The following is a 14,391-nucleotide window of genomic DNA, read 5'->3' on the forward strand; positions in this document are numbered from 1 at the left end:
GGTACAGCGGTTATTGTGGGCAAGCACCAGCACCAAAAACCCTGCCTACAGCGATGTGATGTATGTCGATGAACTCATTGGACCGAATACTGTCAACACCCTGCCTCCCAATACCATCGAAGCTTGTGCCGATCACTGTTCCCCAGAAAGTCGTATTGAGACAGGTGTTGAAGAAGCTTACCAAACCATCAACTCTCTCAACGATCCTGATGTAAATATCAATCTCAGCCAAGTTATGGATGAATTGCTAGATGAAGGGATCGTTAAATTTGTTAAGCCCTTTGATTCCTTAATTTCATCTTTAGAAAACAAAGTCAAATTATTGGCTACAGTGTAATAGAAGACGTTAAAGGTTGCCAGTTAATTTAGGTTGAAGGTTGTCGGGTGACAAAATCGCTTTGATAGAAAGCTGATGCAAAGTCTTAATCTTGGCCTTTCGGCCACCCTAAGCGAACACCCTTCAACCTACCCTAAACGGGAAGCCTGGGAAAGAACAACCTTTAACCTTTAACCTTTAACCTTTAACCTTTAAGCTTTAACCTTTAACCTTTAACCTTTAACCTTCACCTTGATCACCTTCAATAGGCAAAGATGGTTACTCTGCTAGAAAATCCCTTAAGAGTGGGCTTGCAACAGGAGCGCACGCCAGAACCATTGATTATGGTGATTTATGGCGCGTCCGGAGATTTGACTAAACGCAAGCTCGTACCAGCACTTTACCAGCTTAAACGAGAACGACGCTTACCACCAGAAATTACCATCGTTGGTGTTGCCCGTCGAGATTGGACTCATGACTACTTCCGGGAACAAATGCGGGAGGGAATCGAGGAATTTTCCGATGGGATTCAATCGGAGGAGTTGTGGCAAGACTTTGCCGATGGCTTGTTCTACTGTTCCGGTGACATGGATAAAGCCGAAAGTTACCAGAAACTGAAAGCCTTCTTGGGAGAACTCGATGGTAGACGGGGAACACGGGGAAACCGGGTATTTTATTTAGCCGTAGCTCCCAGATTCTTTACAGAAGCCATCCAGCAATTGGGGGCAGCGGGAATGCTGAGTGACCCAGTGAAGCAGCGCTTGGTAATTGAAAAACCCTTCGGGAAGGATTTAAGTTCAGCTCAATCTCTCAACCGGGTGGTACAAAAAGTCTGCAAAGAAGAGCAAATTTACCGCATTGACCACTATCTGGGCAAAGAAACGGTTCAGAACCTGTTAGTGTTCCGGTTTGGTAACGCTATCTTTGAGCCGTTGTGGAATCGCCAGTTTGTTGACCATATCCAAATTACCGTAGGCGAATCGGTAGGGGTAGAGGAACGGGCAGGTTACTACGACAAATCCGGGGCACTGCGGGATATGGTGCAGAACCATTTGATGCAGCTATTTTGCCTAACGGCCATGGAAGCTCCCAATGCTCTGGACGCTGACAGTATCCGTACTGAAAAGGTCAAGGTGATTCAAGCTACTCACCTGGCAGATATTCATAATCTAGAAAATTCAGCAGTGCGGGGTCAGTATGCAGCAGGTTGGATGAAAGGCAAACAAGTGCCTGGTTATCGCGAAGAGAAAGGGGTTGACCCCAATTCCACTACCCCCACCTATGTTGCCCTAAAGCTACTGATTGATAACTGGCGCTGGCAAGGAGTTCCCTTTTACCTGCGCACGGGGAAACGACTGCCGAAGAAGGTCAGTGAGATCTCTATTCAGTTTCGTAAAGTTCCCCTAATGATTTTTAAATCTGCAGCTCAGCAGACTAGCCCCAATGTCTTAACCCTGCGCTTGCAGCCCAATGAGGGAATTTCTCTGCGTTTTGAGGCGAAACGGCCAGGACCAGATTTGCGCACCCGCACCGTAGATATGGACTTTAGCTACGGTTCTTCTTTTGGTGTGGAAACTGCTGATGCCTATAATCGGCTTTTACTTGACTGTATGTTAGGGGATCAAACGTTGTTTACTCGTGCTGATGAAGTGGAAGAAGCCTGGAGGGTAGTGACACCAGCTTTAGCAGCTTGGGATGGTCCAGCTGATCCAGCATCCATACCTGAGTATGAAGCAGGCACTTGGGAACCGAAGGAAGCCGAACACCTAATTAATCGAGATGGACGTCGCTGGCGCAGACTTTAAGTTAGTTAGTCAGTAGTGACTAATAACTACTGACTAATGACTAGTGAGTAATGACTATTGACACAAAACAAGTAAATTGCTATGGCTACACAATCTCCTCCGGTGCTTTCAATACAACCACCCAAAGATGTTTCTTTGGGTGAAATTGAAGCGGAACTGCGTCAAATTTGGCAAAGCTATGGTGAAAATGGTGATTCGCCCAGTGCGATCAGGGCAACCACCTTTAGTTTAGTGGTTTATGAACCCGAAGAAACCCAGCAGCTCTTAGCAGCACTGGGATATTATTCCGGTCCAATTGATGGTATCGTAGGTCCGCGCATGGTGGCTGCTCTCAAGGCAGCACAGAAAGCCTACGGATTGGAAAAAACAGGTAAAGCAGATGACGCGACTAAGGCAAAACTACGGCAGGAATACAATGAATCTGTCCAGAAGGGAGATACCCAGAAGAAGCTAGAGTATTCCGGTGATTTAGAAGGATTTGGAATTGCCGATGCGATCGCAGCCTCTAACCCCTGTCGCATTATTGCCCTTTGTCCTATTGCTGGGGAAGATGAAGGGGTTAAGGCTCAGGTATCTGCCTCTTGCCCAATTCAAAAGCAAAGCCAGAGTACATTAATATGTTGTGAATACATCACCCTAACTGGCACCGCTGCTGCTTTGGAACGGATTAGCGGTGTAATTTCGGAATTGATGTTAGGAGAACTGCCGAAATTCCTGTGGTGGAAGGGAACTCCTGACCCTAATTATGGGTTGTTCCAACGCTTAGCAGGGCTAAGTAATACCGTCATTGTTGACTCAAGTAGCTTTAGCAATCCAGAGGAACAGCTATCACAAATGTGTGAGCTGATCAATCAGGGCACACCAGTGGCTGACCTAAATTGGGCACGGTTGGCAGCATGGCAAGAGTTAACCGCAGAAGCGTTTGATCCACCAGAACGTCGTGGGGCAATCTACGAAGTTGATCAAGTCACCATTGATTACGAAAAAGGGAATGAGGCTCAAGCACTGATGTTTCTCAGTTGGTTAGCGTCTCGCTTAGAATGGCTTCCCACGTCTGATCTCAAAGAAGGTGGGGATTACGACCTGCGGCGTGTTAAATTTATCAGACCCAACCAGCAACCTGTAGAAGCAGAATTGGCAGCTATCCCCGTAGCTGATGTCGGAGATGTGGCAGGTGATTTGATTAGCCTGCGCTTGGGTTCGACCAACCTGCAAGCTGATTGCTGCACTGTGTTGTGTTCACAAACCACTGGTTGTATGCGCATGGAAGCTGGTGGTGGTGCTCAGTCTTGCCGCATTCAGCAGGTATCACCCTTGTTTGACCAAAAGACAGAGTTTTTGCTCTCTCAGCAATTACAACGCTGGGGTCGGGAGATGCTATACGAAGAAAGTATGGCAGTGACCAAGGAAATTTTGAATTTGACGGTAACAAGTTAGAGGTTTGACAGAAGCGTTGAAGGTTAGCAAGTTGTATGTTTAACCTTTCTATGGTAGAACTCAACCTAAAAATCTTGGCCTTTAGGCCTTTAGGCCACGCTACGCGAACGGCCAGGCAATCGCTTTCAACCTTTAACTGTTAAATGGCTTTAATTATCGCTGGTGAACGTAGTGGGGTGGGCAAAACAACAGTTACGCTCGCCCTATTGTCGTATTTATCCAGGTGTAACTATACAATTCAATCCTTTAAAGTCGGTCCGGATTACATTGACCCGATGTTTCATCAGCGGGTTACTGGACGTCCTTGTCGAAATTTAGACCCAGTATTAACCTGTGAAGATTATGTTAAAGATTGCTTTGATCGCCATTGCCAGGGAGTAGATTATGCCCTGATTGAAGGGGTGATGGGGTTATTTGATGGAGCATCAGGAAAGGATGATTTTGCCAGCACAGCTCATGTAGCACGGCTGTTAGACGTGCCAGTGTTATTAGTGTTGGATTGCTCTCGGTTATCTCGTTCCGTGGCTGCGATCGCATATGGCTATCAATCCTTGGATCCCAGGATTACCATAGCTGGGGTAGTATTGAATCGAGTCGGAAGCTCACGGCATTTGGAATTACTCAAGGATGCTCTCGAACCGTTACACATTCCTGTATTAGGAGAGCTAAAGCGTCAGGATAATATAACTATTCCCGATCGGCACTTGGGGTTGATACCTACTGCTGAAATTACTCAACTGGATGCTTTGATTAACCGACTTGCTGATCTAGGACAGAATTGCTTTAATTGGGAACATCTTCACTCAGAGTTGAAGGTTGGCCACCAGCAACCTGTAACCTCTACTAACCAGCAACCTGTAACCTCTACTAACCAGCAACCTGTAACCTCTACTAACCTGCAACCTGTAACCTCTACTAACCTGCAAGCTGTAACCTCTACTAACCTGCAACCTGTAACCTCTACTAACCTGCAACCTGCCCTAATCCGAATTGCTGTAGCATGCGATCGCGCTTTTAGTTTCTATTACCAAGACAATCTCGATAGTTTGGAACAGCTAGGAGCAGAGTTAGTGTATTGGAGTCCCCTCACCGATACAACTTTACCTGCTGATGTACAGGGGATGTACTTTGGTGGTGGTTTTCCAGAAGTTTTTGCTGAGCAACTCGCGGAAAATAGTAGTGCGCGAGAGTCAGTGCGAATAGCGATAGAGTCAGGAATGCCCACGTATGCTGAGTGTGGCGGATTGATGTATTTAGGGGAGCAGATTACAGATTTTGACGGGAAATCTTGGTCAATGGTAGGGGTATTACCAACAGTTACGGTGATGGGAAAATCCCTTACTTTAGGATATCGACAGGCAACTGCTTTGCGCGATGGACCGTTGTTACCTGTCGGAGCAACGGTTTGGGGACATGAATTTCATCGCTCCCACTTGACAGTCATGCCCTCCCATCCCTTGTTTGAGTTATGGGGATATAACCAGAGAAAGCTTGGAGTCGAAGGGTGGCAAGTGTATCAGCTCCATGCTTCCTATGTTCATCTCCATTGGGGTAGTTGTCTTGAGGTTCCCCTGGGATTTGTGGAACGCTGTCAGCAGTTCACTTTTGAGGGAGTGACAAGCTAGTTCAGGACTGCACAGGCAATCACGCCCTCTCATTAACAGACAAGCTTAATATCTCCGTAGGCTAGCATTTAAATAAAATCCTTTATTTTGCAATAAGGTAGTATGGCTGAGGAAATAAGTACTTTATTAACAACTGGCTTATTAGCTCTACTTGGCACAGTTGCAGGCGGAGTTGTCAAGGGATATTGGGATGTTCGGCTGGCTGATAAAGACCTCCAATCAAAGCTACTTCTTCGTGCTCTTGAACCAGATGATGCTGATGAAAGGTTAAAATCCCTTGGCTTTCTGATCACTACTAACCTGATCTCAGACTGGAAAATTAGGAAGGGGGTTCAGCAAGTTATTATCTCAGGGAAGGAAAATATACCACGGTTTTCGCCAGGTGTTTCCTCTCCAAGGAGCGCTAGGGAAGATATAGAACATCAAAACCCTGATTTGGAGGGTAAAGAATTAGCATTTGTAGCCTTAAAAGTTCGCCACGGTGACATTATTGATGCTATTACTCCAATTTTTGCTGAAATCACCCCCGATTTTAGATTAGGCAAACCTAAAGTTGGTATGCAATATGGAGGAACAGGAGGCGAGGAAACTGTTCTTCAAAGAAGTGGATGCATTGTTACAGGAGTTAACCTTTACAAGGGTAATTATTTTGGTCGAGAAGAAATTATCCAGATAGAGTTGATTTGGAATAGATTAACTCCACAAGGACTTGACCCTTCGGCAGAAGTTCTTTCTGAAAAGCTAGGTAGCGGAGACTATGCTGATATAGATAAGCCTCCAATACAGTTACGTGCAGATCCAGGATATTACATTTATAACTTTCTTGCATCTACTTCTAACCACACTAGCGGTGAAACTTTCTTGCACGACTTTCGTATAGAACAAAGACAATTACCTTTACGTCGTTTTGTCAATTAGTGTGCGCGAGATAACCAAATCTAAAGCCTCTTGATAAACTGTCTAAGTACCCGTGAGTTAACTACTGTTTTAGTAGTCTCAAATCAGACTATCTGTATCATTCAAGATTCACTTTCAGGCAACGCAATAATATTGAGTCTTCCTTGTAAATCCTCCCTATAATTTATCGGAATTAGCTGCCCTAGGTAAGGCTGATATTGAAAAAGTTGATAGCCTCTTTCTCTGAGATAATCAGCAACAGCTAGGTTACTACCCCGACTCCCTGCAATATTTTCGTACAGTATCGTTGGGGTAAATTCCGTTAAAATTCTATTGCTGCCTGCTAAAACTTGCAGCTCATGACCTTCTGCATCAATTTTCAACAAATCAACCCTGCTAATAGCTTCTTGCTCCATCAAGCTATCCAGAGTAAAGCAAGAAACCTCCTCAAAATTACCTGCTTTGACAGTTGCTTCTTCATCACTAGAAACAATTTCATTAAGTTCGCTAGCACCATGAAGAGCCAGTTGAGCAGTACCATTGCGATCGCTAGCTGCTCCTGCACACACTTTCACCCAGTCTAACTGATTAATAGTACAGGTTTCTTCTAAACAACGAACACAACCAGAAAACGGTTCAACCGCTAGCACACACCCTTCTGCTCCTACTCGTAAAGCAGCACTGAAGGTGTAGACTCCCGCATTAGCACCAACATCAATAACAGTCATCCCAGGTTGGAGCCAGTTGCGCCAAAACTCCATTTCTTTTTCAAACCAGTCTCCTTGAGCAATTAATACACTTGTCACCAAACTCCGGAGACTTGGCTCAACCGCTAATAGTAACTGCTCTTCAAAGGTCACATAAGTAAATGGACTTTCAATCTCCAATTGAGTCCATTTAAACCCGATTACATCCGAATCTTCTTCCCTAATCTCCCCAGCCCTAGCTAGCCCCATATCTCGCCAATACTTGGCTAAATCTCTCTGTCCTAAATCTCGATAAGCCAGGTATAGGGATTGTATAATCCTAGCAGAATAGGGAGCCAAATTTTTAGCCTGGTGTAAATTAAATAATCCTTCCCATTGACTATTGACCAGGCTAGCAATTCCCAACTTTAAATGAATAGACGGGGAATCGGAGAATAGTTGAACAGCAAGATGGAGAAATCGCAATCCCGTAGCATTATAAAATACCAATTGTGAGCGACATAAAACCTCAGTTAACAAAAAAATTGATTGAGCGTAGCCATCCTCAGCATCTAGAATGTGAGCCAATTGCTGATAACGATTACCTGTAAAGCCATTTCCAGAAGGTAGATAAACTAGTCCTAGAGGAATGGATTGCTGATTAATATCAGCAGGATGTAAGGTATTAATTAAGGTTGGAAATGCTGTTTGTATCCCCTGCTCCATTTCTCCAGTCATGGCGAAAACTAGAGCTAAATGAGCAACACACAGGGGATGAGCAGACAACTCAATTCCCTGATTCAAAGCATCAAAAGCCATCTCAACATACATGGCACGTAGAGATGAATTGTCACATTGCTCAGCTTCAATTAATGCTACTACAGCACAGTTGTTCAATTCTATAGCAGAAGTCGGATTATCCCAAGATGTACCTTCAATACTGGTCTCTACAGTAGATAAAGTCTCTGAATCCAGATTCAGACCAGCAGTTTCGAGATATTTCCAATAGGAATCAGCATAATTGACAGACATTTCGGCTTTCTCTTAATCAAAGGTTGGCTGTCCTATTTTTACCTCTAATACAGAGTGATCGGGTAATAGGAAAGACGATCATGACCTGTTTTTGTTCACCAATCCTTTACGATTACTATATGGATTATCCCACAATCTGATCAACAAACCCCGTCAGCTTTTATGAATGCGATCGCTTCAACCCTCGAACCAATTGTCGGAAATTCCAATATCTACACCTGGGAAAACCTAGATCCAAGCTGGCAAGAGCGAATCAAACCAGCCATTGCTCCCGACACCCTTCCCAAAGCTATCGTTTACCCTAGCACACCCGAGCAACTAGCCCAAGTCATCGGTCTAGCTCATTCCCAACATTATCATCTCCTCCCCTGTGGTAACAGCAGTAAATTAGGCTGGGGAGGTATCGGTAAAGACATTGATGTCGTAGTAAGTACCAATAACTTAAACCAGATCATTGACCACGCCGTAGGAGACTTGACAGTTACCGTAGAAGCCGGAGTTAAAATAGCTGACTTACAAGCTATTTTAGCAAAAACCGGTCAATTTATAGCATTAGACCCAGCTTATCCCCAAGAAGCGACCATTGGAGGTATTATTGCTACCGCAGACAGCGGCTCCCTAAGTCAACGTTATGGAGGGGTTCGGGATATGTTGCTCGGGATTTCCTTTGTCCGCAGTGATGGACAAATCGCTAAAGCCGGGGGTCGAGTGGTAAAGAATGTTGCTGGATATGATTTGATGAAGCTATTTACTGGCTCTTATGGAACCCTGGGAATTATCACTCAGGCAACCTTTCGGCTGTATCCAATACCAGAAGCATCAGCAACTATTGTATTGACAGGTGACATGGATGGAATTGCCTCAGCTGTAACAACAGTATTAGCCTCAGCCTTAACTCCCACAGCACTAGATATATTATCCCCTAAGTTAGTCACAGAATTAGGGATTGGTCAGGATATGGGATTAATGGTAAGGTTCCAAAGTGTAGCAGACAGTGTCAAGGAGCAATGTGCTCGAATACAGTCAGTTGCAGAACAGTTAGGGTTACGGAATAGTTTTTATAGTAACGGTGATGACACGAATCTATGGGAATCATTGGCAAACTCAATCGGGAAATCGCGACAATCTTCAACAATTGTCTGCAAAATAGGAGTATTACCAACTGCTGCTGCTAAGACATTGATCACCCTAGAAAGCTTGGGAGGATTGGGAGTGATTCATGTTAGAAGTGGCTTAGGTAAAGTGTGGTTTAACTCCGAAGCAGTCAGTTTAGACGTGATTAAAACTATGCGCAGTTATTGTGAATCTGAACAAGGATTTCTAACAGTATTAGAAGCCCCCATAACCTTGAAGCAGGAGTTAGATGTTTGGGGATATCAAGGCAATGGATTAGAGGTAATGCGTAGCATTAAACAAAAGTTTGACCCAAAAAATGTTTTAAGTACTGGTCGATTTGTTGGAGGAATTTAATTTATGTTTTTTAGGGAGTCGGGAGTCAGGAGTCGGGAGTCGGGAGTCGGGAGTCGGGAGTCAGGAGTCGGGAGTCGGGAGTCGGGGTAAAAAAATTGAAAGTATCTTATAACTATCATAAACGCTATATCAATCATCAATTACCAATTAGCCTTTAACCAATTACTATTCAACCTTAAACCTTAAACCTTAAACCTTACAACCTTAAACCTTAAACCTTCCAACCTTAAACCTTAAACCTTCCAACCTTAAACCTTGGCCTTTAGCCACGCTACGCGAAAAACCTTTAAAAAATGACCAATATCGAAGAACTAACCACTAATAAGCAAAATGGTTTTGATGCTCAAAAACCGCCCAAGCAGGAATTAATTGATGCCTGCGTTCATTGTGGCTTTTGTCTTTCCACCTGTCCGAGTTACCGAGTGCTTGGCAAAGAGATGGATTCCCCTCGGGGTCGGATCTATTTAATGAATGCAATTAGTCAAGGGGAAGCTCCCCTGGCCGAGGGGAGTACACAACATTTCGATTCTTGTTTAGGATGTTTAGCTTGTGTAACAACTTGTCCGTCTGGGGTTCAGTACGATAAGCTAATCTCCGCCACTCGTCATCAAGTTCAGCGAAATCAGCCTCGTAGTTTTCCTGATTGGGTGTTTAGACAGCTAATTTTTAGATTGTTTCCCTATCCGGGGCGATTGCGTTCATTATTGTTTCCTTTATATCTCTACCAGACCTTGGGCGTACAGAAATTAGTGCGCTCTACGAATTGGCTCAAACTGCTATCTCCTCGCTTAGCAGCCATGGAGTCAATGCTGCCAAAAGTTACTCTAGAGTCGTTTCGGGATAATTTACCCGATGTTATTCCCTCTGTGGGCAAGAAGCGTTACCGGGTAGGAGTAATACTTGGCTGTGTGCAACGGTTGTTTTTCTCCCCAGTAAATGAAGCAACGGTGCGGGTGTTGACCGCCAATGGCTGTGAAGTGGTGATTCCCAAAACCCAGGGCTGTTGTGCCGCTTTGCCAGAACACCAAGGACAAACAGAGCAAGCCCAAGCCTTGGCAAGACAGATGATTGATAGCTTTGAGGGCACAGGAGTTGATGCCATCATTATTAATGCTGCTGGCTGCGGTCATACCTTGAAGGAGTATGGTCACATCCTCGAAGATGACCCCGAGTATGCCCAAAAAGCTCAGGAATTTGCGGGTAAGGTAAAGGATGCCCAAGAGTTTCTAGTTAGTGCAGGACTAACGGCAACCCTTTCACCGCTTAGGGATCAGCCATTGACTATTGTCTATCAGGATGCTTGTCACCTATTACATGGACAGAAGATTAGTGTACAACCGCGACAGTTATTGCGGCAAATTCCAGGAGTGACTTTACGAGAACCAATAGATGCCGCCTTGTGTTGCGGTAGTGCTGGAGTTTACAACATGCTGCAACCGGAAGTAGCTGATGAGCTGGGACAGCAGAAGGTCAATAATTTATTGAATACTGGCGCAGAGTTAATTGCTTCCCCGAATCCAGGCTGTTCATTGCAGATCAAGAAGCATTTGCAGCTCCAAGGAAAAGACATTACCTTAATGCATCCGATGGAGTTACTGGATTATTCGATTCGAGGATTAGGAATTAAGCTTTAGGCACACAAGAACAACTGTCAACAAGTAACTAACTCACACAAGACCTAAGTATCCAACCAATCACCAACCCCAATCCCCCAAAGCGCACTCCATGCCAAAACGGTTCCCGAAGACTATGCCAAGAAAACAATTGACTCTCTAAATTCAGCTCCAGGACTTCCAGTTTTTCCTGGATTTGCCTTAACTCAGCCTTGAGGGCTTGTCGATTACTATTAGTATTATTAGTTTTAGTATTATTATTACTAGTAGTATTACGTTTAGTCTTGCGCAAGTCTTTCCTAACTTGCTCTCGACGCTCCTGGAGTTGAGCTTGCTGTCGCTGATCCTGCTCAACCTGAGTATAACGTTTCTTGAGAGTATTAAGCGTCCGCTCGATCTGAGCCAATTCCTCTTCAAACTCATTCACATCTTGTTGATCCTGTCTATTTTTTCGTGAATTACGGTAAGATGATTGAAACGATTCTGGAGGCATATAGCAATCGTAAATCCTAAGTTAAAATAGTCTTGAGTTGGCAAGCACTGACACACTCCCCCACTCAGCACTCAAAAAACAATGCCTGAATCCATCCAATTACCCAAAACTGATGCTAAGATGGAACCTACCACTCTGGAATTGGCTCAAGCCTTAGCAGAGCGTTTGGCGATCAGGCCGAATGATTGGCATCGCCTAAAGTCTAATCGCTCTGCCCGAGCTAGTGAGCAAGCTGCTGCTGCTTTGGTATTTCTGCTCAATGAACATCCAGAAGAAGCCCTTGAACGATTGCGCCAAGCATCTGGATGGCTAGACCGCTCTATTTCAGCTCCACCATGTCCAACTCATGGGACACGAAACCCTAAGTAACGCGCGCCCTAAGTAAAATAGGTGCTTAAGAAAATAGGGGACGCTTAGAGGGGTGGTTAACTTGTTTACAAAGTCTAATTTCTGTGCCCTGGTTGTTCCAGAGGACCTTATCGAAGATTTGGTGAAGCAGGCTCATGCCTCTACCGCTTTCTGATTCATCGCAGGGTAGGGTAACATCGGGAATCTCTTGGTCATCACCATTGGTAAAACCAGACCCTTCATCTGAAATTACCCACCAATATTCACCATTGACTACTGAAAATTGAACCTCTACGGTCTTACTTGGGTCTAAATTATTACCGTGCTTTGCTGCATTCACTAATGCCTCTTGTAATCCCAGCCGGAGTTCCGGTTGCCATTTATTGGGAATTTGTTCAAGAAGCAAATCTAGGATCGGGCAAAGGTAAAGGGTAGAAGCAAAGCTAACCGTTTCCCAACCGCACTCAGCCGGACTCAAAGATGTGGCAATCACTCAAGAAACCCCTAGCTTTTTTTTGGTGGACTTGATATAATAGGAGGCTAGATGCCTGATGTTGATCGGGTTAAAGCTGAACACAACAGAATCGTGCTCAGAGATCACCTGACTAGGAACTCTCGATTTCTTGAGGTTGGCTTATATATTCAGAAATAAAGATTTCTGGTGGCATAGCTAAACTACAACCTCTCCATGGTTAATTATTATGTTGATTATTTCAATAAGTTTCTTTTGCTGCTGTACCTATCAGCTCGGTGGCAGATCAGCTCAATGGTAAAAATTCCTAAATAGCACTATGCTAATTTAGCGTCACTCATGTTGCCTAACCTTGTTTGTTTCTGATTCCCTACGTCTATAGTATCAGAAAATTTTCGACCAGACCAGACCCTTCTGGGTAATTTCCTCATGAAATACCAGTGAAATAGGTAAATAATTGATGTAGATAATTGAGACTATATATAAAGACTATACTTGACACTCCCCGGCCATTAGGCGCGGGGATTCTTCGCTCAATGACTCGACTTGCTGATCCTGGCCTGAACCAAGAACAGTAGAGGTCAAATCTCCCGAAGCGTTTCGGCGTTCGCCTTTGGCTTGGCCGTAGGCCATGCCGACGCTACGCGAACTGATCGACGTTCGCGTAGCGTGACCTACGGTCAATCCAGGTTCCGGTGTGCCCCACCGTACCCAAGGCTCTGTTTAAAATGTTGACTGCGGCGTTGTGATCACGGTCTAATCTGCAACCACATTTGCAAATGTGAGTCCTGGTTGATAGTGATTTTTTCACTACCTCACCGCATTCAGAGCAGTTTTGACTTGTATAGGCAGGATTGACAGCAACTGTGACCCTGCCAAATTTAGTTCCAAAATGCTCTAGCCATTTTATAAATTGATACCAACCAGCGTCATTAATAGACTTAGCTAGGCAGTGATTCTTTACCAAATTCTTGACTCTTAAATCTTCGTAGGCGACCAGGTCGTTAGACCGGATTACGCAACGTGCCAGTCTCTTGGCATGTTCTTGACGCTGCCTACTTATTTTAAGATGCTGCCTGCCTAGTCTATTAATTGCTTTATTACGATTGGATGAGCCTTTCTGTTTCCGAGAAACTCGGCGTTGATAAAATTTTAGACGCTTCTCCCCACTCCTGTAGAAACGGGGATTTGGTTCTGTATTGCCTCTGGAATCGGTGTAGAACTCTTTTAGTCCTACATCTAATCCCACGGTAGCGTCAGCAGGCTTTAATTGTTCTTTTACATCGACACAGATGCAAAACTGAACGTAATAACCATCAGCCCTTTTGACTATACGAACTCGCTTGATTAATTTCTGTTCGAAGCGCCACAAGTCCCATTTACCCTTGAGTTTCAGCTTCCCAATTCCTTTATTGTCGCTAAAAGCAATCGATTTCTTATCAGGAGAAAGTTTCCATCCTGACTGTTTATATTCAACCGATCTACAATGCTTCTGGAACTTGGGGTAACCTTTCTTTCCAGGTAATTTCTTTTTACAATTTTCAAAGAAACGAGCGATTGATGACCACGCCCTTTCAGCCGCAGCTTGTCGGGCAGTTGAGTTCAATTCGTTGGCAAAAGGAAAGTTTTTGGCTAAAATCTTGCAGTACTTATTCAGATCGTATTTGCTTAGCCCTTTGTTGTCCATCCACAAACGAAGACAGCTATTTCGTATAAACTTAACAGTCCGAATAGCTTTGTCTATGGCTTGATACTGTGCTTTGTTTCCGTATGCCTTGAACTCAAGTATTATCATCAGAACTCGACCTTTTCTGTTAAATTATTATGCTAACACGCCTAGCACAAATTAGCAAGTCTTTGTTTGTATTTTCTTCAAGGCGACTAAAGTCGCGCTTACACTTTCATCTCCGCTCGCTTTGTGGCGGAGTTTTCAGTGTTAGGCTTTCTAATAAAGAAACTATATATATATGCCCGTACCACTGGGTGCATCTCATATTTGTAAAAAAGATCGCAAGTCTCAGAAGTGTGGGGAGTGTGGGGAGTGTGGGGAGTGTGGGGAGTGTGGGGAGTGTGGGGAGTGTGGGAATTTTCTCCCGAATTTTTGCCTAATTGCAAAACTGAGATGCACCCGTACCACTGTTGGGTAAGCTAGCAATTTCCCATCACCAATTCCCCATTACCAAATCAACGGATGTGC

12 protein-coding genes and 1 pseudogene are annotated in these 14,391 nt (G+C 44.3%); 8 read left to right on the forward strand and 5 right to left on the reverse strand.

Annotation, left to right across the window (positions count from 1 at the left end):
• From F6K52_RS19490 to F6K52_RS19510, 5 genes are all read left to right on the forward strand, one after another.
• Window positions 1–337 (forward strand): transaldolase family protein (locus tag F6K52_RS19490; RefSeq protein WP_293081179.1); only part of this gene is annotated, 337 nt, incomplete at its 5' end.
• A gap of 254 nt (window positions 338–591) precedes the next feature.
• Window positions 592–2,121 (forward strand): glucose-6-phosphate dehydrogenase, encoded by a 1,530-nt coding sequence (gene zwf, locus F6K52_RS19495; RefSeq protein ID WP_293081182.1) that lies wholly within the window; start codon window positions 592–594, stop codon window positions 2,119–2,121.
• 81 nt (window positions 2,122–2,202) lie between these two features.
• On the forward strand, window positions 2,203–3,558 hold the full coding sequence (gene opcA, locus F6K52_RS19500) for a glucose-6-phosphate dehydrogenase assembly protein OpcA (protein WP_293081185.1): 1,356 nt from the start codon (window positions 2,203–2,205) through the stop codon (window positions 3,556–3,558).
• Window positions 3,559–3,701: 143 nt separating this feature from the next.
• The gene (locus F6K52_RS19505) at window positions 3,702–5,183 is read left to right on the forward strand and encodes a cobyrinate a,c-diamide synthase (RefSeq protein WP_293081188.1); all 1,482 of its coding nucleotides are present in this window, start codon (window positions 3,702–3,704) and stop codon (window positions 5,181–5,183) included.
• 102 nt (window positions 5,184–5,285) lie between these two features.
• Window positions 5,286–6,101 (forward strand): hypothetical protein, encoded by an 816-nt coding sequence (locus F6K52_RS19510; RefSeq protein ID WP_293081191.1) that lies wholly within the window; start codon window positions 5,286–5,288, stop codon window positions 6,099–6,101.
• A 101-nt stretch (window positions 6,102–6,202) separates the two neighbouring features.
• Here F6K52_RS19510 and F6K52_RS19515 read toward each other — a convergent pair whose 3' ends face one another.
• Entirely contained in the window at window positions 6,203–7,798 is a 1,596-nt protein-coding gene (locus F6K52_RS19515) for an FkbM family methyltransferase (protein ID WP_293081194.1), read from the reverse strand.
• Window positions 7,799–7,960: 162 nt separating this feature from the next.
• On the opposite strand from F6K52_RS19515, the gene F6K52_RS19520 reads away from it, so the two are divergent.
• Window positions 7,961–9,268, forward strand: a complete 1,308-nt coding sequence (locus tag F6K52_RS19520) for an FAD-binding oxidoreductase (protein WP_293081197.1) — start codon at window positions 7,961–7,963, stop codon at window positions 9,266–9,268.
• Here the strand turns inward: F6K52_RS19520 and F6K52_RS19525 are convergent.
• Window positions 9,265–9,387, reverse strand: a complete 123-nt coding sequence (locus tag F6K52_RS19525) for a hypothetical protein (protein WP_293081199.1) — start codon at window positions 9,385–9,387, stop codon at window positions 9,265–9,267. The two genes, F6K52_RS19520 and F6K52_RS19525, sit on opposite strands and share 4 nt — an antisense overlap.
• 174 nt (window positions 9,388–9,561) lie before the next feature.
• Here F6K52_RS19525 and F6K52_RS19530 point away from each other — a divergent pair, with 174 nt between their 5' ends.
• On the forward strand, window positions 9,562–10,902 hold the full coding sequence (locus F6K52_RS19530; protein ID WP_293081202.1) for a heterodisulfide reductase-related iron-sulfur binding cluster: 1,341 nt from the start codon (window positions 9,562–9,564) through the stop codon (window positions 10,900–10,902).
• Between the two features lie 28 nt (window positions 10,903–10,930).
• Here F6K52_RS19530 and F6K52_RS19535 read toward each other — a convergent pair whose 3' ends face one another.
• A complete protein-coding gene (locus tag F6K52_RS19535; RefSeq protein WP_293081205.1) occupies window positions 10,931–11,374 on the reverse strand; it encodes a DUF2203 domain-containing protein in 444 nt (147 codons plus the stop codon).
• An 81-nt stretch (window positions 11,375–11,455) separates the two neighbouring features.
• On the opposite strand from F6K52_RS19535, the gene F6K52_RS19540 reads away from it, so the two are divergent.
• Window positions 11,456–11,743 carry a DUF6439 family protein gene (locus F6K52_RS19540; protein WP_293081209.1) on the forward strand — a complete coding sequence of 96 codons (288 nt, stop codon included), beginning with the start codon at window positions 11,456–11,458 and terminating at the stop codon, window positions 11,741–11,743.
• Window positions 11,744–11,768: 25 nt separating this feature from the next.
• Here F6K52_RS19540 and F6K52_RS19545 read toward each other — a convergent pair whose 3' ends face one another.
• Together F6K52_RS19545 and F6K52_RS19550 are read right to left on the reverse strand one after the other, a co-directional pair.
• On the reverse strand, window positions 11,769–12,215 hold the full coding sequence (locus tag F6K52_RS19545) for an anti-sigma regulatory factor (RefSeq protein ID WP_293081212.1): 447 nt from the start codon (window positions 12,213–12,215) through the stop codon (window positions 11,769–11,771).
• Between the two features lie 468 nt (window positions 12,216–12,683).
• Window positions 12,684–13,989 (reverse strand): annotated as a pseudogene (locus F6K52_RS19550) (transposase).
• Window positions 13,990–14,391: the final 402 nt, after the last annotated feature.

Origin of the sequence: Moorena sp. SIO3H5 (assembly GCF_010692395.1) — a bacterium.
Lineage (GTDB): Bacteria > Cyanobacteriota > Cyanobacteriia > Cyanobacteriales > Coleofasciculaceae > Moorena.